Genomic DNA, 18,068 nt, shown 5'->3' with positions numbered 1-18,068 from the left:
CCTCGGGGGCTGCGGGTGTGCTCCAACCCGGGCCCGGGGGGGTGGTGGTTGGTGGTGGGCGGCCCCCCCCCCCCGCCGACTGCAGCGTCGATGGGGCTCGAGCCACCTCGCTTCTGCGAGCAGTGCGGACGTCGCATGATCGTTCAGGTCAGTCCTGACGGATGGTGGGCGAAATGCTCCCGTCACGGTGTCGTCGACTCGATCGACGCCGCCCGCAGGTAGCGTCACTCTGTGTGATCTCTCTTCGGCAGACTCGTCTGCGCACCGCGATCGTGATCGCCGCAACCACTGCGGGCGTGAGCGTGCTCGTTGGTGTGCTGTGGGCGTTCTTGGCTCCGGCAGAGCACCTGTTGGTGGTGTCCGAGGGGCGCGGCGTCGCGTTGACCGGTGAGAGTCTTCACCAGTTCGACGCGAGCGCAGTATTCATCTGGCTGGCACTGATCGTCGGTGTGCTGTCGGCGGTGGCTGCCTGGCTGGCACGCCTGAGTCGAGGCCCGTATGCCCTGGGCGGGTTGATCGTCGGCTCAGCGGTAGGAGCGGGCCTGATGGCACTCGTGGGTTCGGGTGTGACCAAACTGCGATTCCCCACGGCCGACAATCCGGCGGTCGGGGAGATCATCGCGCGGGCGCCGAACATCGGCACCTTGCTCGTCCTTCTGTTTCAGCCGCTCGCGGCGTGCGTCGTGACTTTGGTTCTCGCAGTGCTCAATCCGTACGACGACCTCGGTGTGGGTGACCATCCGGAATCTGGGGATCCAGAATCCGGGGATCGGGCCACCGAGACCGAACAGACCGAAGACGAGATCCAGCCGAAGCTCCCGTAGCTGTTACGTCGCTACGCCGGCGACGTCGACGAGCGCTTCGCTTCGGACTTCATTCGCACGTCACCCAGCAGTCGGCCCGAAATCAGCGCCCCCAACCGGCGGGTTGCGAAGCGAGTGCTGATCGAGGACACCCAGTTCGGCAGTCCTGATACGACGGTCGGCGGCGCGTTGCGTCGATCCAGTGCTCGGAAAGCGGTGTCCACCACCTGAGTTGCGGTCTGCATTCGCCCGACCGCTGCGTCCTCGGAGCCGACTACGTCGAAGAACTCGGTGCGCGTCGGACCGGGGCATACTGCCAACACGGTCAATCCGCTACCGCGAGCTTCTGCCCAGAGCGCTTCGGTGAAGTTGAGTACGAACGCCTTTGATGCGCCGTAGACCGCCATGCCCGGTGTCGGCTGGAAGGACGCGGTGCTGGCGATGTTGACCAGTGCTCCGCGGCCGGTGAGAAGGTCGGGCAGGAATGTGTGCGTCAGTTCGACGAGTGTGGCGATGTTGAGCTGAATTTCGGACGTGACGCGCTCGAGGTTTTCGTCCACGAATGCTCCGTGTGTTCCGAATCCGGCGTTGTTGATCAGGGACGTGACCGTGATGTCGCGACTGGCGAGTTCTTGGCGCAGGGTCGCGCCGACGCCGGGTGCGGCCAGGTCGGCGGGCAGGACTGTCACGGTGATGCCGTGGGCGCCACGGAGTTCGGTGGCGAGTGCCTCGAGGCGGTCTGCCCGCCTGGCGACCAGAACGAGGTGTGCGCCGCGAGCGGCAAAGCGATGAGCGAATTCCACTCCGAGCCCAGCGCTGGCTCCGGTGATGAGGACGGTGGTTCCGGCTACGTCGATGGCCATGGTGGCTCCTTCGGTTCGGGTGATCCCAAATGTAGGCACTGACACCATAGTTGTCAATGACAACATTTTGATATGGTGCCACCATGCCCGCCCACGAACAGCCGTACCATCACGGCAGCCTGCGACAGGAACTCCTGGCGTCGGCCGAAGCAACACTCGAACGAGATGGCGTCGACAAGTTGTCGCTGAGGCAACTCGCGCGTGAGGCGGGCGTGAGCCACGCGGCTCCGGGCAAGCACTTTCGTGATCGCCAGGCTTTGCTCGATGCCTTGGCCGAAAGTGGATTCCATCGGATGACCGGTGCGCTCGAGCGGGCAGTCGCGGATGCTCCACCGACCGCGAGGGCCCGGTTCTCCTCGCTCGCCAATGCCTACGTGGATTTTGCGCTGGACCATCCCGGACTTTTGTCGTTGATGTACAGCAACAAGCATGCACCGGGCGCCGCCGAGACTGTCGTCAACGCGGGGCACGCGACGATGGACCTGACCGTCCGGCTCGTATCGGAGGCTCAGGCTGCAGGTGATATTGCCGCCGGTGATCCGGAAAGTATTGCGCTGGTTGCTTTTGCGACGTTCCATGGCGTCGCGACGCTTGCTGCGGGCGGAATGTTGGGCGACGTACCGGTCGGCGATGTGGTGAACGCGGCCTCGACGGTCTTCTGGGCGGGGCTTTCTCGATCTGTCTGAGGTGGGGCGCGCGCAATTCCCCAGAGTTCTCACAGAACCAGCACAAGGGAAGCACAAGATTGCGGACTTACATAGGGGTCAAGAAGTTTGATTCCGACTGGAGGTTCCGCAATGAGTGTTTCAGAGATCGCCCCGAACAGGGGAGTTGTACTTGTCACGGACATCGGATTCGAGCACGGTGCGCGCACTGCCGCCGAGTTTCTCGACGCTGGTTGGAGCGTGGCAGTCACGGCGCGGACGGTCACCGAATTGGTGCGCGTCATGGCGGGAAAACCCGCCCATCGCTTCTTCGCGATTGTCGCCGATCCGACGGATCGTTGGCAGGCCGATCGGATTCTCGATCGGGTGACGGCGCGGTTCGGTGCAATCAACCGGGTCATCGATCCGGCCGGCGCCGTGGCCTCGGTGTGGTTGCAACGCGGAAATCTCGAAGCCGTTGCCTGACAGTGTGATCGGTGTCAGCTCGGGGGCCGTAGTGCGGCAAATTCGTCGGTGACCCGCAAGGTGGAGTCGGTGAAACGGTACAGCGCCGGTGGACGTCCACCCGACTTGCCGGACGGTGCGGTGTTGCCGGTGGGAGTCAGAACGCCTCGACGCCCCAGGACGCGTTGCAAGTTGGTGGCATCGACTTGGTAACCGAGTGCAGCGCAGTAGATTTCGCGAAGCGTCGACATCGCGAACTCTTCGGGCGCCAGCCCGAATGCGATGTTGGTATAGGAGAGTTTTGCAGCCAGTCGATTGCGCGCGTGCCGCACGACAGTTCCGTGGTCGAACGACATCTCCGGCAGTTTCGAAACCGGGTGCCAGGCAGTGTCCGGTGGAAGTTGTGGATCGGCACTGAGGGGAACGAGTCCGAGGAAGGTCGACGCGATGCGGCGCGGGCCCGGCACTCGTTGTGGATCACTGAAGACGGAGAGTTGTTCGAGGTGGGCGACCTTTCGTAGGTCGACCTTCTCGGCGAGGAGACGTCGAGCGGACGTCGTCAGGTCCTCGTCGTCGCGCAAGGTACCCCCGGGCAGGGACCACGTGCCCTTCTGTGGGTTGAGTGCACGCTGCCACAGCAGCACGGCCAACTCTTCGCGTCCTTGTGGGCAGTGATCGCCGTCACCTGCGGCGATGCTTGCGGGGAAGGTGCGAACTTGGAACACCGCTGCAAGCACTTCGTGGGTGGTGTTACTATTGGGCACGTTTTCGATCCTAAGTCGAAAACCTCGAATACGGAAATCCGGGCCAGCCCGTCCGGATTTGAACTGGGTGACGAGCCCGGGTTCACGGTGAAGGAGAACGCCATGACGACCACGACGTTATGGGAGGGATCGGCCTCGCAGATTCACGACGGCCCCGGCGGATACAACGGAGTCGAAGCGACCCCCGAGTGGGCCGCTGAGATCAAACGTCTGGCTCGCGAACGCGGCGCGACGATTCTTGCGCACAACTACCAGCTGCCTGCGATTCAGGACGTCGCCGATCACGTCGGAGATTCCCTGGCTCTCTCGCGAATCGCAGCTGAGGCACCCGAGGACACGATTGTCTTCTGTGGTGTGCACTTCATGGCCGAGACAGCGAAGATTCTGTCGCCGTCCAAGACCGTGCTGATCCCGGACGAGCGGGCCGGTTGCTCGCTGGCCGACTCGATCAATGCCGAGCAGCTTCGTGAGTGGAAGGCCGACAACCCGAACGCGCTCGTGGTGTCGTACGTGAACACCACGGCAGAGGTGAAGGGACTCACCGACATCTGCTGTACCTCGTCCAATGCCGTCGACGTGGTCAACTCGATCGATGCCGACCGCGAGGTGCTGTTCCTGCCGGACCAGTTCCTGGGAGCTCACGTCAAGCGCGTGACCGGCCGTACCAACATGCAGATCTGGGCGGGCGAGTGCCACGTGCACGCCGGCATCAACGGTGACGAGCTGACGGCCAAGTCCAAGTCGCACCCCGATGCCGAGCTGTTCGTGCACCCTGAATGTGGTTGCGCCACTTCGGCTCTGTACCTAGCCGGCGAAGGCGCGGTCCCCGCGGACAAGGTCAAGATCCTCTCCACCGGCGGAATGCTCGACGCTGCCCGCGTCACCAAGAGCAAGCAGGTTCTGGTCGCAACCGAGATCGGGATGCTGCACCAGTTGCGTAAGGCGGCGCCCGACGTCGATTTCCAGGCCGTCAACGACCGCGCATCGTGCCCGTACATGAAGATGATCACGCCTGCCGCGTTGCTTCGCTGCCTTCTCGAGGGCAAGGACGAGGTCCACGTCGATCTCGAGATGGCCAAGCGTGCGCAGAAATCGGTGCAGCGCATGATCGAGATCGGTAAACCGGGCGGCGGCGAGTGACCAGCCCTGCCGGGCGTTTCGCCTGGGAGGCCCATGCCGACCTGGTCGTCGTGGGAGGCGGTGTTGCCGGCCTCACCGCAGCGCGCACCGCTTCTCTGCGGGGACTGAAAGTACTCACTGTCAGCAAGGGTGGTCCGACGGACACCTCGACTCAGTACGCGCAGGGTGGCATCGCGGTCGTCGACGATCTGAATACGGATTCCGTCGAATCGCACGTTGCGGATACGTGTGAGGCCGGCGTCGGTTTGTGCGACGAGGAAGCCGTCTATTCCATCGTAGAAGCTGGTCACGATGCTGTTGCAGCGCTGGCCGCGTTGGGAGCGGTCTTCGATCGCGGGCGAGACGGCGAGGTGTCGCGCACCCGCGAGGGTGGGCACAGCACACGTCGGATCATCCACGCCGGCGGCGACGCCACGGGCGCGGAAGTGCAGCGGGCTCTCAATGCTGCCGGCCTGCCCGTCCTGTTCGGTGCAGCGGCAGTTCAGGTGGTGACCAACCGCCGTGGGGTGTGTGGACTCGTCGTCTCTTCCCCGGAAGGGCTTGGGGTGATCCATGCACCAGCGGTCCTGCTCGCTACCGGCGGACTCGGTCAGCTGTATGCCTGCAGCACAAATCCGCCTGGCGCAACTGCGGACGGAATCGCGTTGGCACTCGAAGCTGGTGCGGCGATTGCGGACCTGGAGTTCGTTCAGTTCCATCCGACGGTGCTCTTCACTCCGGGTGGGGTAGGCCGCCGACCCCTGATCAGTGAGGCGGTCCGCGGCGAGGGTGCGATTCTTGTCGACACCAACGCTGATTCGGTGACCGCAGGTGTTCATCCGCTGGGTGATCTCGCCCCGCGTGATGTGGTTTCGCGGGCAATCGCAGCACGCCTACGAGATCTCGGCACCGATCACGTCTATCTCGACGCACGAAAGCTCGACGGCTTCGATTCGAGATTCCCGACCATCACCGCGTCCTGCCTCGAAGCCGGTATCGATCCACGCACCCAATTGATTCCGGTCGCTCCGGCTGCGCACTATTCGTGCGGGGGAGTCGCCACCGACGTCCATGGACGAACGGGAGTGCCTGGACTCTACGCAGCGGGTGAAGTGGCTCGCACGGGATTGCACGGCGCGAATCGCCTTGCGTCCAACAGCCTTCTCGAGGGTTTGGTAGTCGGGGAGCGTGCAGGAATCGCAGCTGCCGAGCGTCGCGATGTCCATGCCGAAGTGGTCAACGTGGTGCGCAAGCCGATGCCGATCCTGCCGCGAGAGACCGTGCAGTCCGTCATGACGGCACACGCGTCGGTGGTTCGCGACGGAGGCGGTCTCCAGACTGCGCGAGCCGCGCTTGCCGACGCCGAACAGACAGTGGCGGTGGCCGCTCCGGATCTCGAAGACGCGGCGCTCACACTGACCGCGACTGCATTGGTCGACGTGGCCGTGGCGCGAACCGAGAGCCGTGGCTGCCATACCCGCACCGACTATCCTGAGACAGATCCGAATCAGCGTCGCAGCACTCGGATCAAGATGGGCGCCGATGGAGCGCTCGAAATACCCGACATGTTGTTGACAGGAGTTCATTGATGACCGAGCAGAAGATCCTGCCCGCGCCGCTCGACCGTGACGAGCTGCTCACATTGGTCAGGCTCGCTCTCGACGAGGATCTGCGCTATGGCCCCGATATCACCTCTACCGCAACGGTTCCCGCTGATGCGGTCGCGAAGGCTTCGGTCGTGTCACGATCATCGGGTACCGTCGCCGGCATCGACGTCGGACTGCTTGTTCTCGACGAGGTGATCGGCGCGGGAAACTACGAGGTAGTCGATCGGGTCTCCGACGGAACTCGGGTTGCGCCAGGTCAATCGGTGCTCACCGTTGTCGCGCCCACCCGCGGACTTCTCACGGCAGAGCGGACGATGCTCAACCTCGTCTGCCATCTCTCGGGGATCGCGACGGCGACATCACAGTGGGTCGACGCCATCGCCGGCACTCATGCCAAGGTGCGCGACAGTCGAAAGACGTTGCCAGGCCTGCGCTCTCTGCAGAAATATGCAGTTCACGTGGGCGGGGGAGTCAACCACCGCATGGGGTTGGGTGACGCCGCATTGATCAAGGACAACCACGTTGCTGCTGCCGGTTCGGTGGTTGCTGCACTGCGCGCTGTCCGCGAACTCGCGCCGGACATCGAGTGTGAAGTAGAGGTCGACAATCTCACTCAGCTCGATCAGGTGCTGGCGGAAAAGGTCGAACTTGTTCTGCTGGACAACTTCCCGCTGTGGCAGACGCAGATTGCGGTCCAGCGCCGCGACGCTGTTGCTCCCGAAACCAAGCTCGAGTCCTCGGGCGGTCTCACCATCGACGTTGCCGCAGAGTACGCCCGAACCGGCGTCGACTACCTGGCCGTAGGTGCACTGACACACTCGGTGACGGTGCTCGACCTCGGACTCGACATGTAAGTGCCGCTAGTGCTGGGCGTCCAGCAGTAGCGGGACTGCCGAGCGAAGCGCGCTTGTCACGGTTGTGACTGCCGGGTGTGCGTCGGAGCCGGCTCGGTGGGCGATCTTGGTCCGTCGCCGAATAGGCATCGGCGTGAGCCGCACTCCCGGTGGTGGATGACTTGCTCCGAGTTCCGGGACCAGTGAAACTCCCTGTCCCGCAGCAACGAGGGCGAGAACAGTGGCGAACTCGTCGATGTGATGACGCACTTTCGGTGTGAACCCGGCAGCTTGGCACGCGCGAATGGTCATTGCGTGGCAAGCGGTTCCGGGGATCGCGGTAATCCAGGGACGTTCTACGCAGTCGGTCAGCGATGCGACAGCGTTACCGGGATCTGACTCGATGTCACTCGAAGCGAGGTACACGGCTTCGCTGCACAGCGGCAATGTCGTCAGGCCCGGTTCGGTGGGGCGAGGGACGAAGTCGTAGTCGTGAATCAAAGCCAAGTCCAAATTCCCGGCTCGTAGCGCGTCGGCGACGTCGGCTGGGTCGATTTCCGAGACCATCGGTTCCAATCCCGGGTGCTCGTGCGACAGTGCGATCAAGGCCTGAGGGAGGATCGCGCGTGCGGCGGTCGGGAACGTACCAATGCGTAGCGGTCCGGCGAGGCCACGACGAGCGTCGACCAATTCACCCGATGCCTGTTCCAGGCGTTGCAGGATGACTTCGGCGTGACGTGCGAGGTTCTCGCCTGCCGGCGTGAGGCGCACCCGACGCCCCGTGCGTTCCAAAAGAGGAACTCCGGCTTCACGTTCGAGAACGGCCAACTGCTGCGACACGGCAGAGGGACTGAACGACAACGCCTCGGCGACGGCAACGATGGTGCCGCGCAGCGCTAGTTCACGCAAGAGTCTCAGTCGACGAACATCAAGCATCAGCTCAGCTTACGCTCGACGATGGAAACGCGAACTAGACCTACAAGGTTTGTTGGGTGAGGCTGAGTTCTGTGACTACTGCTCGAATTGACCTCGCCGGAATCCATGTCCCACTGATCACCCCGTTCGAGAGCGACGGGCGTATCGCAACCGACGCACTCGAACGGCTTGCGCACCAGGTTCTCTCCGATGGTGCGGTCGGACTCGTTGCGCTCGGGACGACGGCGGAGAGCGCAACGCTGACGGAGCAGGAGAGAGTGGCCGTTCTGGACACCTGCGCGAGCGTGTGCCGTGCGCGGGGCGCGACGTTGATCGTCGGCGCCGGCGGTAGCGACACGGTGGGCAGTGCGCGGGCGCTCGACGGTCTGAGTCGGTGGCCGGAGGTCTCGGCGGCGTTGGTTCCGGTTCCCTCATTCACGAGGCCGTCGAAAGCCGGTGTGGTGGCGCATTTTACGTACCTGCAGGAATCGGGTCCGGTACCGCTCGTCGTCTATCACGTGCCGTACCGAACTGCGTGCGATTTGGACGGTCGCACACTGCGGGAGCTGGGAGCGTTGCCCGGGGTTGTTGCTGTGAAGTATGCCGCCGGCAGTATCGACGCAGCTGCCGTCGAACTCTTCGCGGATCTTCCGGACGACTTCGCCGTACTGGCCGGGGATGATCTGTTCCTCGCACCGCTCCTGGCCTTGGGCGCGTCCGGCGGCATTTTGGCTTCGGCTCACGTGTCGACTGGTGACTTCGTCCGCTTGGTAAAAGCCTGGGACAGTGGCGATGTGGACAGTGCTCGCGACCTTGGACGACGGTTGTCGAAGCTGTCCGGGGCCCTGTTTTCCGAACCGAACCCGACTGTGATCAAGGGTGTGTTGCATGCGTTGGGGCAGATTCCGACGCCTCATGTGCGATTGCCGTTGCTACCGGCGAGCGATGAATCGGTGGATCGAGCGCTGGAGATCTATCGCTCTTGACTCGAACGCGTGTTCGAGTATTGTTGGGGGTGGGGATCGGGGGATTCTATGAGTGTCTTGTTGTCGGACGTGGTGTCTGGTTCTGCGGTGGGGTTACGCGGACGTCTGTGGCAATTGACTGCCGCGGAGTTACGCGCTGCTGCTGTCGAGGCGAGTGCGGAGATTCTTCGGCTCGAAGCCGTGCGGGTGGCGGTGGTGGACGAACTCTCGATGCGCCCGGACGATCAGGTGATCGCCAGCCGCGGCGTCGGTGCGTGGTTGGCGGCGAACACGATGCTGCAGGTTCGTGACGGGAAGAAGATCGCCGCCCTGGGTGCCGCGCTACGGCCGTTTCCGGCGGTAGCGGCTCGGTTCGATTGTGGGGATTGCTCGTTAGAGCATGTCGTGTTGATCGTGGCGTTCTGTGAGTCCCCGCCGAAGGGGATGCCGGAGGAAGCGTTGCCTCGCTGCATCGACTTGTTGCTCGCGGCTGCGTCGGGTGTGGAGGCGACGACGACGAAGGTGCGGCACGTCATCGCGACCTTGGAGCGGGTGTTCGAATCCGATGAGATTCCACCTGCCGAAGATGTCGACCAGAACGAGCTTCGGATCGCCTCGACACTCAATGGCCGGGTGGTGGTGCGCGGTGATTTCGACGCCCTCACCGGCGAAATGCTGTTATCGGCGTTGTCGAATCTGACGATGCCCACCCCAGCAACCGACGGAACCCCCGACGCACGCTCGGCGGCAAAGCGGACAGCAGACGGGTTCACCGAACTGATCCGCCGGTATCTGGACTGCGCCAAAACCGGAACCGACGGTGGGCAACGACCACACGTGAACGTGCACATCAACGCGCGCGATTTGGCTGAGCATCGGGATTGTGCCGCTGCGCCTTCTGATGGCGGAGAGTCTCTGTCGGATCTTGATGTCGGGCACATGCCATGGCTCGGGCCGCTTTCGGTGTCGCAGACCAGGCTTCTGGGGTGCGATTGTTTCCTGTCGACTGTTCTGCTCGACGCTCACGGCACACCGTTGGATGCGAAACCCGGAAAACGATTGGTCAACGCCGAACAGAGAGTGGCGTTGATTGCCCGCGACAAGGGCTGCGCGTTCCCGGGGTGTTCTTGCGTACCCGCGTGGACGGATGCGCACCATATTAGGCACTGGGCGAACGGTGGTCCGACGGTGATGAACAACCTTGTCCTGCTGTGCCGCTCGCACCACCGGCTGATGCACCGCAAAACGGGGTTCGTCGGAAAATGGGAAATCCGCATCGGCGTCGACAACAAACCGTGGTTCATCCCGCCTCCCTCGATCGACCCCGGGCAGCACCCGCGGCCGGCGAACACCACCTTCAAAACCTGACCGAGTGGTGGGACACGTTCAGAGACATAACTTCACGCCGATAGGCTCCATCTCGCAGATCCATCCGAGGCGGAGCCTAGAGGTCGTGCCGCTGTGGGCCGCACCTGTGGATGGTCGTATCGAGGGGAGGGATCATGACCGTGGACGTTGTGCGGGCGATCGCAAGTGATGCGCCGGCGATCTTGGCGCTTCGGCATGGAGCGGAAGACTGGTTGGCGGAACGTGGAATCGCTCAGTGGCGTCCTCGCGAAGTGTCTCTCGAGCAGATCGAGGCCCAGATTTCGCGAGGGGAGTTCTATGTCGCGCGAGACCAGGTGCAGTCGATCTGCGGAGGAGGGCGCGGTACCTGCGGCTCGATTGTGTGGAAACGAATGTGCGATTGCGTCGCTACTACTTGGACGCCGGTTTTACCGAGGTCGGGCGTCGTGACTTCGGAGATGATGCCGACAACGGTTGGTTCAGCGTCGTGCTGTTCGAGCGCACTCTGACCTGAGCCATTCACAGCAACCTTCCAGCCGGGTCCCAGTGCCGCCAGGGTTGGAGACGCGATCGTTGACAGGACAGTAACTCGTGAAGGGACTTCCTGATGACCGCCGTTCTGCATCCGGCCCCACCTCAGCGGCCGGCACCAACTGCCCATCGAGCGGAGCCCTCGCCGTCGTGGTTCCGCACTCGCCGTACAGGATTGGCGCTGACGACCCTGTTGGCGGCAACGGCGGTCCTGTACTTGTGGAATCTGACCGCGAGTGGATACGCCAACACGTTCTACGCAGCGGCTGCGCAGGCCGGCTCACAAGATTGGAAAGCGTGGTTCTTCGGGTCCCTCGATACCTCTAATTTCATCACGGTCGACAAACCGCCCGCTTCGTTGTGGGTCATGGGTCTGTCCGGACGGATCTTCGGATTTTCGAGTGCCAGCCTTCTAGTTCCGCAGGCATTGATGGGCGTCGGATCGGTTGCGCTCGTGTATGCGGCCGTCAAACGAGTGGCGTCGCCCGCTGCGGGTCTTGTTGCGGGAGCTGTGTTGGCAGCTACACCGGCTGCTGCCCTGATGTTCAAGTTCGACAATCCCGATGCACTGTTGGTTCTGCTCATGACTCTCGCCGGCTACTTCGTGATTCGGGCAATGGGCACGGCGATGGGTCGACGAGCCGCGATGTGGGTAGCCCTCGCCGGTGTTGCGCTGGGGTTCGCTTTTCTCACCAAGATGTTGCAGGGATTGATGGTATTACCTGCATTCGGAGGTGCGTATGTGATTGCCGGACAGGCACGTCTGCGAGCTCGCTTGGTCCACTTGGCGATCGGAGCCACGGCCGTTGTCGTATCGGCCGGTTGGTGGGTATTGGCAGTGTGGCTGTGGCCGGCGGATTCTCGCCCGTACATCGGTGGGTCGACCAACAACAGCGTCATGGACTTGGTGCTGGGATACAACGGATTGGGTCGACTTTTCGGTAACACCGGTGGCGGTGGCGGAATGAACGGTGGCAGTGCAGGTTCGAGCTTCGGGGGGAGTACCGGACTGGAGCGGCTGTTCGGCAGCGAGATGGGTATACAGATTTCCTGGCTGATTCCTGCGGCACTGATCGCAGTGGTATTCGGACTCCTCGCTCGGGGACGCGCACCGCGCACAGATATTCTCCGCGCGTCGTTGATCCTGTGGGGTGGTTGGTTTCTCGTCACCGGCCTGATCTTCAGCTATATGTCCGGCACGATCCACCCCTACTACACAGTTGCGCTTGCGCCCGCCGTCGCGGGGATGATCGGGACCGGTGGATACGCTCTGTGGTTGGTCCGTGCCCGTTGGATCGGACGTTGCGGCTTGGCTGCGATGATGCTGGCCGCAGGAATCTGGAGTTGGGTGTTGTTGCACCGCAATTCCGACTGGCTGCCGATGCTGAAGTGGATTCTGTTGGTAGGCACGATCGTCGGCGCGATTCTGGTTCTGGTGGGAGCCAAGGATCGATTCCGAAAGCTTGCTGTCGCTGGATTGATCATCGGCTCGTTGGCAGGGATAGCAGGTTCGGCGTCTTACGCGATTGCCACTGCCGCAGCCGCGCACGGCGGATCCATTCCGACAGCCGGACCAGCCGGTGCGGTGTCCGATTCCGGAATGAGCGGGGGAGGAGGTATGGGTGGGGGCCCGGAGCTGCGAAACGGTGACGCTCCGCCGAGTTCTTCTGACGCGACTGTAAATCCGGCGTCGAACGGGCAAGAACTGAGTAGCGGCAGCGAAAGTGCTTCAGAGTTGACGGCAATGCTGGTCAATGCGGGCACCACGTGGTCGGCCGCGACCAACGGTTCGCAAAGCGCAGCAACTTACGAGTTGGCCAGCAATACCGCGGTGATGGCGATCGGCGGTTGGAGTTCCGATCCCGCACCGACATTGGATCAATTCATCCAGTACGTGGCAGACGGAAAAATTCACTACTACATTGCCGGTGGCCAGGGCGGAAGCCAGAGAGAGGGCCAAAGCGGGGACAGCACGTCGAGTGCCATCCAGGAATGGGTCGAAGCCAATTTCGGATCGACGACAGTGGGAAATTCCACGGTGTACGACCTCACTGGGTATGTCGGATAGTGACGTAGTTGTTGCCGTAGGCAATGATCGAGAAATGTCTGGGCACACCGCACACGAGTCGAACCGTCGTCGCGAGCAATGGACCTGGCGCGACGGGCTGGTGATCGTCTCGATCGTCGCATTGGGAACTGTTGTCGCGGCGGTGACGAACGAGGACACAGGCACGTCGATTCCTGGCTGCGATTCGGTTGAATCGCCGGGTCCGCCGGTACGATTCAACTACGGTTCCGCGGGCGAGCCTGGCTATGACGATCCGGACTATCCATGGTTCTCGGGGCCGAAGGCCACCGCTATGAGCGATGCGTTACTCCAATCGTTGCCTTCCGATGTCGAGGTTGTATTTGCGAGTCCGTCGAAATCGTTCGAGTTTGCGCCGATCCAGAATTTCCGGGGTGCATCGTTTCCTGACGGGGTCGACCCGATCGAGTTCAGCGGTTCGACGAGGGCAAGCGGGGCGGTAAGTCGCGGCGGGCAGACGGCCGATGTCTCGGTTCAGGTTCGTGCATGGGATCAGCCGGTGCCGCCGTGCTTGGAGGGTCTTGTGGATCGGCGGGAGCATCTCGCGAACGGAACAGTGCTGGACATTGCGGATTTCGAGGACGAAGTCGCTTCGGATGTCGGGGGCGAGCGAGGTGTCGTCGCGTATCTCGGCGACGGATCCCGGGTTGTTGCCAGCATCGACACGTCGACGGAGACTTCGACGGGTACTGGTCCGCTTTTGACGATGGACGAACTGATCGGGCTCGCAACCGGGCCGGGGCTTGCGGTGACTGCGCCGGTTCCAGACTCGACGCCGCCGCCGATGGCATCCTGCTACACCGATTCTGTGAATGCCGGCCCACCTGCGACGCGCATGGATGTCGACCGACTGAATCAGTTGCTCGACACACGGTGGAAAGACCTCGGCGCGGCAGGCGTCACCTTGGAACGCCCGCTCGGTTCGTTGGTTCCAGATGATTACGGACAGGGTGGAGTGTGCGAGCGGATCGTCGCTTCGACAGCGGACGGCAGCAGCGATGTCGAAATATCGGTTGGTACCGCCGTGCCGGAACCGGGTGAGACACTCACGTTGCCAGGCTCCACCGCCGTGACTCGCCTGACTGATCCTTATGGCTCGGGCGACGACACGGTCCGGGTTGTCCACCCCTCGGGCGAAACCGTCGTGGTGACCCAGTTCGTGAAATCGGCTGGCTCCACCACAGCACCACCCTTGACAATCGAACAACTCGAGTTCATTGCAACCACTCCAGGACTGATGCTTTCGGCTCAGTGAGTGTGGTGCTGGCACAATAGTGACGAATTGTTCGGACCCAGTTTTGTTCGTACCCTGTAACCTCGGAGGCTCAACGAATGGGCGATGCCAGCCCTGCTCGCGGTGACGATTTCTCCACCTGGTTCATCGACCAGTTCTCCGTGTACTGGCAGTCCGGTGGTGGGGCTCGTATCGAAGGTCGGATTGCGGGCTATCTGTTGATCAGCGAGTCGCCAGGGGTCAGTGCCGAAGAGTTGGCGCAGGCACTCGGAGCAAGTCGCGGATCGGTGTCCACCTACATTCGCCGGTTGATCGACCGGGGCTTCGTCAAACGCACGCGCAAGCCTCGGGATCGGACTCACTACTACGTCATGGATTCCGACGTGTGGGGCGGATTCCTCGAAACAGAGCACGTGTATCTCGAGAATCAACGCAAGCTTGCGACCGAGGCGCTGCAATACGCAAACCCCAACGGCCCCGCGTACATTCGTGTGCTCAACATGCGCGATTACATGGGGTGGATCATCGACAATCGCATGCTGAGCAGTGAGTGGATGCGATTCAAGAGCGAACGTGACGGCAAGAAGCCCGCATCCGAATAGGACGCGGGCTTCTCGATCGCACGGTGCGTATCTACATCACTTGTTCAGCTTCGCGATTGCCTCGTCGATCATCGGTACGTAACGCTCCAGCGACCAGGGCACGGTCAGTGGGTTGATCATCGAGGAACCCGTGACGAAGGGCTGTTCGGTCGGAGCGATCACAGTTCCCCGAGCCACGGCGGGGATGGCTTGGTAGGCGGGTTGCGCTTCGATCTCGGCGCGATTGGCCGGGTCCGAGTAGAAGGTGAAGAGCAGGTCGGACTTGTCGAGGAGGTTTGCGTTCTCCAGGCCGATGACGGCTGAGTCTGTTCCTTCCGATTCCGTCAAGGTGTAGACGACGGGATCCACCTGCAAGCCGAGTGCGCGGACCATGGCCACACGCTGCTCTTCGGCGAAGAAGACGCCGAGCGTTCCCGGGCCCGTGTTGTAGATGAAGGAGAAGCTGACGTCGGCGTAGTTCGGATGTGCTGCAGTCGATTCCGCGAACTGCGACTTGATCTTGTCGATTTCGGCCGTTGCCTTCTCGGATTCACCCATGGCTTTGCCGATGACGTTGATCTGCTCTTCCCACGTGATGGTCCACGGGCTCTCTGCGTAGGCGACGGTCGGCGCGAATGCGTTGAGTGAGTCGAACTGCTGCTGAGTGATGCCGGACCAGGGGGCGAGGATCAGGTCTGGTTCGAGAGCGATGATCGCTTCGATGTTGAGGTCGGTTCCGCCGGTGAACTGCTCGGGCAGTTCGCCACCTTGCTTCGTGACCGCTTCGTGGACCCACGGCAGATATCCGGTGTCGTCGCTGCCCCATGCGTACTTTTCGACGCCGACCGGGATCGTGCCGAGCGCGATCACAGTCTCAGCCGATCCCATGCCGAGGGTTACGATTCGCTCGGGCTTTTCCGTGATGACGGCGTTTCCGAGTGCACTTTCGATGGTGACGGTGTCGAAGTCGCTGTTGCCTGATTCGGTTTCAGCGTTGTTGTTGCTGCATCCACCGACCACTAGGGCGGCAATGACCAATCCACTCAGCGCCACAGTTCGGCGAAGTGAGCGCACACGGGCGTATCGCATGAGGAACCTTCCGTTGTCGATGCGCCGAGGAGTGAGACTCCGACGGATCGCAGCCGACGGCCGGTTCCAGGCGCGTCAGGAAGCATAGGCTAGCCTTCGCCAAAGTTTCAAATCTGTTGAAAGTTCATCCAGGGCGGTCGAAAGACGCTGATCGGCAAACGTCCGCTCGGAAGGGGAGCGATAGACGTTTGCCGATCACGTTCAGCAGGTAGGCACGTCGACCGTGATCCTCGGTTCGTCGACCAGCGGCTGGACCGGTACGCGCGCCTCGCCCTCGGCTGTGGGCTCGGTCAGATCGAACTTCAGTTCAACAGTCTGTCCTCGCGGAATGACGGCCCTCGTCATGTAGGCCGGGTGACCCTGCTCTGATCCGTTGACGGCAAACGAAATCTGCCCGCCCACCGAGACCGCGTCGAGTTTTGCTCCGGTCGTTGCCAGCAGGGTGACTGCGGCCACGTTGGTGCCCTTGGGCAGTCGTCCGGGGTTGTCGACGATCCCGCTGACGTATTCGGTCAGGTCGGCGTCGGGTGCGTTGTTCGTCAGTCGAACGGTGACCGTTGTCTTTCGGGTGTCGCCGGTGCACGTCTGCGCTGTGTAGTCGATTTCTCTTGTGAGGTAGTAGTCGAGCTTGTTGCCGGCTTGGTTGTTGATCACCACACCGGCATACGGCGCCGAATCTCCGGGGATCGTATGACCGAGGACCGTGTCGGCGAGCACCGATTGTTCGTCGGGGTGCGAGCTCCACACCGCGATTCTGCCCTCGCTGACGCCCTTGCCCAGTGCTTCCAGCAGTGCGCTCGGGGACTTGATGTTCCCGGTCATCTTCTCGACGACGCGGGCCGCGATCGTCTGCAGATACTGCTTTCGTGCCTTGTTGTCGGAAGGGAAGCGTGCGTACGCGGTCGACTCGGTCAGCTCCACGACATTGTCGGCCGTCACCGACTCCCCGTCGGGCATCTTGATCGGCCCCACCGCTTTCAGAATGTAACTCAGGGCTATCGGATCGGTCGCTATCGCACCGTCGACCATCTCACCCCCGGACTCCTGTGACCACAGGGACTGCCAGATCTGTGCCGCGTAGGGAAAGTGCGAGCTGAGGTTGCTGTTGCGAGAATCGGTGGTCGGGCGACTTGTTCCGTAAAGCTGGTTGAAGTCAGGACCAAGGTCTATCGGTTGATTGTCCAGTGTTAGTTCGGAGTTGGGGGAGAGCGTGTCCACCCGAGCGGCGCCGTCGTCGACTCGGACGATGCCGTATCCGCCCAAGAGGCCACCGGTTCCGCGGGCTTCCGCATTGGTCTGGAAACCGATGAAGTAATTGCGCGGTCCGTCGGTGCCGAGCATCGCCGGTGCGATGCGAGCCGCTGTGGCGGTGTTCGTCAAGAGGGTAGCCAGTTCGCTTGTCTGCGACTGCAATTCTGCTCGGGCATCGTTAACTCGGCCCAGGTACTTCGATTCGGGAACTTCCTGTGCCTGCGACGACAGCAATTCCGCGGCGATAGCTGTTTCGGCCAGTTTCGGTTCTGCTTCGCGTAACGGTGCGAGTGCCAAGCGTCCGCCGGGCTGCACCAATTCCGTTGGTGCGAGTGAAGTTCCGACAGTGACAGCAGGACCGAGAACGTCACGCGTGAGTCCCTGGACGACCTCGGTCATCTGGCGCGTCGAGTCAAAGGGCGACCCGATGACAGGAACAGCGGCGGCGATGTTCCAGGGAAGCGAATGGGTGTTGTCATAGGCGGTCGACGCCGCGAGATCGGCTTCCGCCGCGGCGGACTCTGCGACCCCCGTATCCCCGGCAAGTAGTGCACTCTTTGCCGATTGTGCATGGTCGCGAGCCGCTTCCAGGTTGCCCTGCGCCTCGTATGCCGTGTAACCGAGCCAGGCCACAAAACCACCCACGAGCAGTGTCGATGCCGTGATCGCGACCGCTGTTCGGTGGCTTCGGAGAAATGCAGCCGACCCCTTGGGTTCGCGCTCCTGACCGCTCGGTGGGATGTTGTCGGAGCCGATCGGTTCAGCCCCGGAATCGTCGTCGGACTTTGGTCCCACCGTGTCGTTGTTCATCCGCTGAAGCTCCTGACGTTTGAGTGCGTGAAAGCTGCGTCGACATGTCTAGCAGTGTTGGCCCGGTGGTGAAAACTTAGACGAGACAGTAGGGTTCGGTTCGGCCGTTCGTGGTGTTCGCTCCCATGGATTCACGTGATCAGCCACCGAATGTTCGTGAA

General features: G+C 62.4%; 17 protein-coding genes. 12 read left to right on the top strand and 5 right to left on the bottom strand.

Annotated features, from left to right (window positions below):
* Nucleotides 1–15 precede the first annotated feature (15 nt).
* Together ACFQ6Y_RS30190 and ACFQ6Y_RS30185 are read left to right on the top strand one after the other, a co-directional pair.
* A complete protein-coding gene (locus tag ACFQ6Y_RS30190) occupies nt 16–222 on the top strand; it encodes a hypothetical protein (RefSeq protein ID WP_378640493.1) in 207 nt (68 codons plus the stop codon).
* Between the two features lie 11 nt (nt 223–233).
* Nucleotides 234–824 (top strand): DUF2567 domain-containing protein, encoded by a 591-nt coding sequence (locus tag ACFQ6Y_RS30185; RefSeq protein ID WP_378640478.1) that lies wholly within the window; start codon nt 234–236, stop codon nt 822–824.
* A gap of 11 nt (nt 825–835) precedes the next feature.
* Here the strand turns inward: ACFQ6Y_RS30185 and ACFQ6Y_RS30180 are convergent, their stop codons facing one another.
* The gene (locus ACFQ6Y_RS30180; RefSeq protein ID WP_378640475.1) at nt 836–1,666 is read right to left on the bottom strand and encodes an SDR family NAD(P)-dependent oxidoreductase; all 831 of its coding nucleotides are present in this window, start codon (nt 1,664–1,666) and stop codon (nt 836–838) included.
* A gap of 83 nt (nt 1,667–1,749) precedes the next feature.
* Between ACFQ6Y_RS30180 and ACFQ6Y_RS30175 the strand changes: the two genes are divergently transcribed.
* Both ACFQ6Y_RS30175 and ACFQ6Y_RS30170 read left to right on the top strand, forming a co-directional pair.
* Nucleotides 1,750–2,352 (top strand): TetR/AcrR family transcriptional regulator, encoded by a 603-nt coding sequence (locus tag ACFQ6Y_RS30175; RefSeq protein ID WP_378640472.1) that lies wholly within the window; start codon nt 1,750–1,752, stop codon nt 2,350–2,352.
* A 111-nt stretch (nt 2,353–2,463) separates the two neighbouring features.
* Entirely contained in the window at nt 2,464–2,796 is a 333-nt protein-coding gene (locus ACFQ6Y_RS30170; protein WP_378640469.1) for an SDR family NAD(P)-dependent oxidoreductase, read from the top strand.
* Nucleotides 2,797–2,810: 14 nt separating this feature from the next.
* On the opposite strand, the gene ACFQ6Y_RS30165 is transcribed toward ACFQ6Y_RS30170, so the two are convergent.
* Complete coding sequence (locus tag ACFQ6Y_RS30165) at nt 2,811–3,539, bottom strand: NUDIX domain-containing protein (RefSeq protein ID WP_007733069.1); 729 nt, start codon at nt 3,537–3,539, stop codon at nt 2,811–2,813.
* 102 nt (nt 3,540–3,641) lie between these two features.
* Here ACFQ6Y_RS30165 and nadA point away from each other — a divergent pair, with 102 nt between their 5' ends.
* Genes nadA through nadC form a run of 3 tightly spaced genes read left to right on the top strand, consistent with a single transcriptional unit; the run spans nt 3,642 to nt 7,119 of the window.
* Nucleotides 3,642–4,679: a quinolinate synthase NadA gene (gene nadA, locus ACFQ6Y_RS30160; RefSeq protein ID WP_378640467.1), complete on the top strand. Its 1,038-nt coding sequence runs from the start codon at nt 3,642–3,644 to the stop codon at nt 4,677–4,679.
* Entirely contained in the window at nt 4,676–6,247 is a 1,572-nt protein-coding gene (locus ACFQ6Y_RS30155) for an L-aspartate oxidase (protein ID WP_378640464.1), read from the top strand. Before nadA ends, ACFQ6Y_RS30155 begins: the two co-directional genes overlap by 4 nt.
* Nucleotides 6,247–7,119: a carboxylating nicotinate-nucleotide diphosphorylase gene (gene nadC / locus ACFQ6Y_RS30150; protein ID WP_378538758.1), complete on the top strand. Its 873-nt coding sequence runs from the start codon at nt 6,247–6,249 to the stop codon at nt 7,117–7,119. Before ACFQ6Y_RS30155 ends, nadC begins: the two co-directional genes overlap by 1 nt.
* A 6-nt stretch (nt 7,120–7,125) precedes the next feature.
* Here the strand turns inward: nadC and ACFQ6Y_RS30145 are convergent, their stop codons facing one another.
* The gene (locus ACFQ6Y_RS30145; protein WP_378640461.1) at nt 7,126–8,034 is read right to left on the bottom strand and encodes a LysR substrate-binding domain-containing protein; all 909 of its coding nucleotides are present in this window, start codon (nt 8,032–8,034) and stop codon (nt 7,126–7,128) included.
* Nucleotides 8,035–8,105: 71 nt separating this feature from the next.
* Here ACFQ6Y_RS30145 and ACFQ6Y_RS30140 point away from each other — a divergent pair, with 71 nt between their 5' ends.
* The 5 genes from ACFQ6Y_RS30140 to ACFQ6Y_RS30120 all read left to right on the top strand — a co-directional run bounded on the left by ACFQ6Y_RS30140 (nt 8,106) and on the right by ACFQ6Y_RS30120 (nt 14,778).
* A complete protein-coding gene (locus ACFQ6Y_RS30140) occupies nt 8,106–8,999 on the top strand; it encodes a 4-hydroxy-tetrahydrodipicolinate synthase family protein (RefSeq protein ID WP_378640459.1) in 894 nt (297 codons plus the stop codon).
* Nucleotides 9,000–9,047: 48 nt separating this feature from the next.
* Nucleotides 9,048–10,346 (top strand): DUF222 domain-containing protein, encoded by a 1,299-nt coding sequence (locus ACFQ6Y_RS30135; RefSeq protein WP_378640456.1) that lies wholly within the window; start codon nt 9,048–9,050, stop codon nt 10,344–10,346.
* A 586-nt stretch (nt 10,347–10,932) separates the two neighbouring features.
* On the top strand, nt 10,933–12,924 hold the full coding sequence (locus ACFQ6Y_RS30130; protein WP_378640454.1) for an ArnT family glycosyltransferase: 1,992 nt from the start codon (nt 10,933–10,935) through the stop codon (nt 12,922–12,924).
* Nucleotides 12,925–12,958: 34 nt separating this feature from the next.
* Nucleotides 12,959–14,197, top strand: a complete 1,239-nt coding sequence (locus ACFQ6Y_RS30125) for a hypothetical protein (RefSeq protein ID WP_378640452.1) — start codon at nt 12,959–12,961, stop codon at nt 14,195–14,197.
* Nucleotides 14,198–14,274: 77 nt separating this feature from the next.
* Nucleotides 14,275–14,778 (top strand): MarR family transcriptional regulator, encoded by a 504-nt coding sequence (locus ACFQ6Y_RS30120; RefSeq protein WP_317826419.1) that lies wholly within the window; start codon nt 14,275–14,277, stop codon nt 14,776–14,778.
* Between the two features lie 36 nt (nt 14,779–14,814).
* Here ACFQ6Y_RS30120 and ACFQ6Y_RS30115 read toward each other — a convergent pair whose 3' ends face one another.
* Both ACFQ6Y_RS30115 and ACFQ6Y_RS30110 read right to left on the bottom strand, forming a co-directional pair.
* A complete protein-coding gene (locus ACFQ6Y_RS30115) occupies nt 14,815–15,846 on the bottom strand; it encodes an iron-siderophore ABC transporter substrate-binding protein (protein ID WP_378538731.1) in 1,032 nt (343 codons plus the stop codon).
* A gap of 201 nt (nt 15,847–16,047) precedes the next feature.
* Nucleotides 16,048–17,907: a DUF4012 domain-containing protein gene (locus tag ACFQ6Y_RS30110; RefSeq protein WP_378640449.1), complete on the bottom strand. Its 1,860-nt coding sequence runs from the start codon at nt 17,905–17,907 to the stop codon at nt 16,048–16,050.
* Between the last annotated feature and the right edge of the window lie 161 nt (nt 17,908–18,068).

This window comes from Rhodococcus sp. NPDC056516 (assembly GCF_042794655.1).
Taxonomy (GTDB): Bacteria; Actinomycetota; Actinomycetes; order Mycobacteriales; family Mycobacteriaceae; genus Rhodococcus_F.
This window is presented reverse-complemented; position numbering and strand designations above follow the sequence as displayed.

What these genes read in the sequence shown, in the direction of transcription:
- ACFQ6Y_RS30135 (WP_378640456.1), top strand. Translation starts at nt 9,048, where the DNA reads ATGAGTGTCTTGTTGTCGGACGTGGTGTCTGGTTCTGCGGTGGGGTTA.
- ACFQ6Y_RS30180 (WP_378640475.1), bottom strand. Translation starts at nt 1,666, where the DNA reads ATGGCCATCGACGTAGCCGGAACCACCGTCCTCATCACCGGAGCCAGC.
- ACFQ6Y_RS30125 (WP_378640452.1), top strand. Translation starts at nt 12,959, where the DNA reads ATGTCTGGGCACACCGCACACGAGTCGAACCGTCGTCGCGAGCAATGG.
- ACFQ6Y_RS30110 (WP_378640449.1), bottom strand. Translation starts at nt 17,907, where the DNA reads ATGAACAACGACACGGTGGGACCAAAGTCCGACGACGATTCCGGGGCT.
- ACFQ6Y_RS30115 (WP_378538731.1), bottom strand. Translation starts at nt 15,846, where the DNA reads ATGCGATACGCCCGTGTGCGCTCACTTCGCCGAACTGTGGCGCTGAGT.
- ACFQ6Y_RS30145 (WP_378640461.1), bottom strand. Translation starts at nt 8,034, where the DNA reads ATGCTTGATGTTCGTCGACTGAGACTCTTGCGTGAACTAGCGCTGCGC.
- ACFQ6Y_RS30170 (WP_378640469.1), top strand. Translation starts at nt 2,464, where the DNA reads ATGAGTGTTTCAGAGATCGCCCCGAACAGGGGAGTTGTACTTGTCACG.
- ACFQ6Y_RS30175 (WP_378640472.1), top strand. Translation starts at nt 1,750, where the DNA reads ATGCCCGCCCACGAACAGCCGTACCATCACGGCAGCCTGCGACAGGAA.
- ACFQ6Y_RS30130 (WP_378640454.1), top strand. Translation starts at nt 10,933, where the DNA reads ATGACCGCCGTTCTGCATCCGGCCCCACCTCAGCGGCCGGCACCAACT.
- nadA (WP_378640467.1), top strand. Translation starts at nt 3,642, where the DNA reads ATGACGACCACGACGTTATGGGAGGGATCGGCCTCGCAGATTCACGAC.
- nadC (WP_378538758.1), top strand. Translation starts at nt 6,247, where the DNA reads ATGACCGAGCAGAAGATCCTGCCCGCGCCGCTCGACCGTGACGAGCTG.
- ACFQ6Y_RS30120 (WP_317826419.1), top strand. Translation starts at nt 14,275, where the DNA reads ATGGGCGATGCCAGCCCTGCTCGCGGTGACGATTTCTCCACCTGGTTC.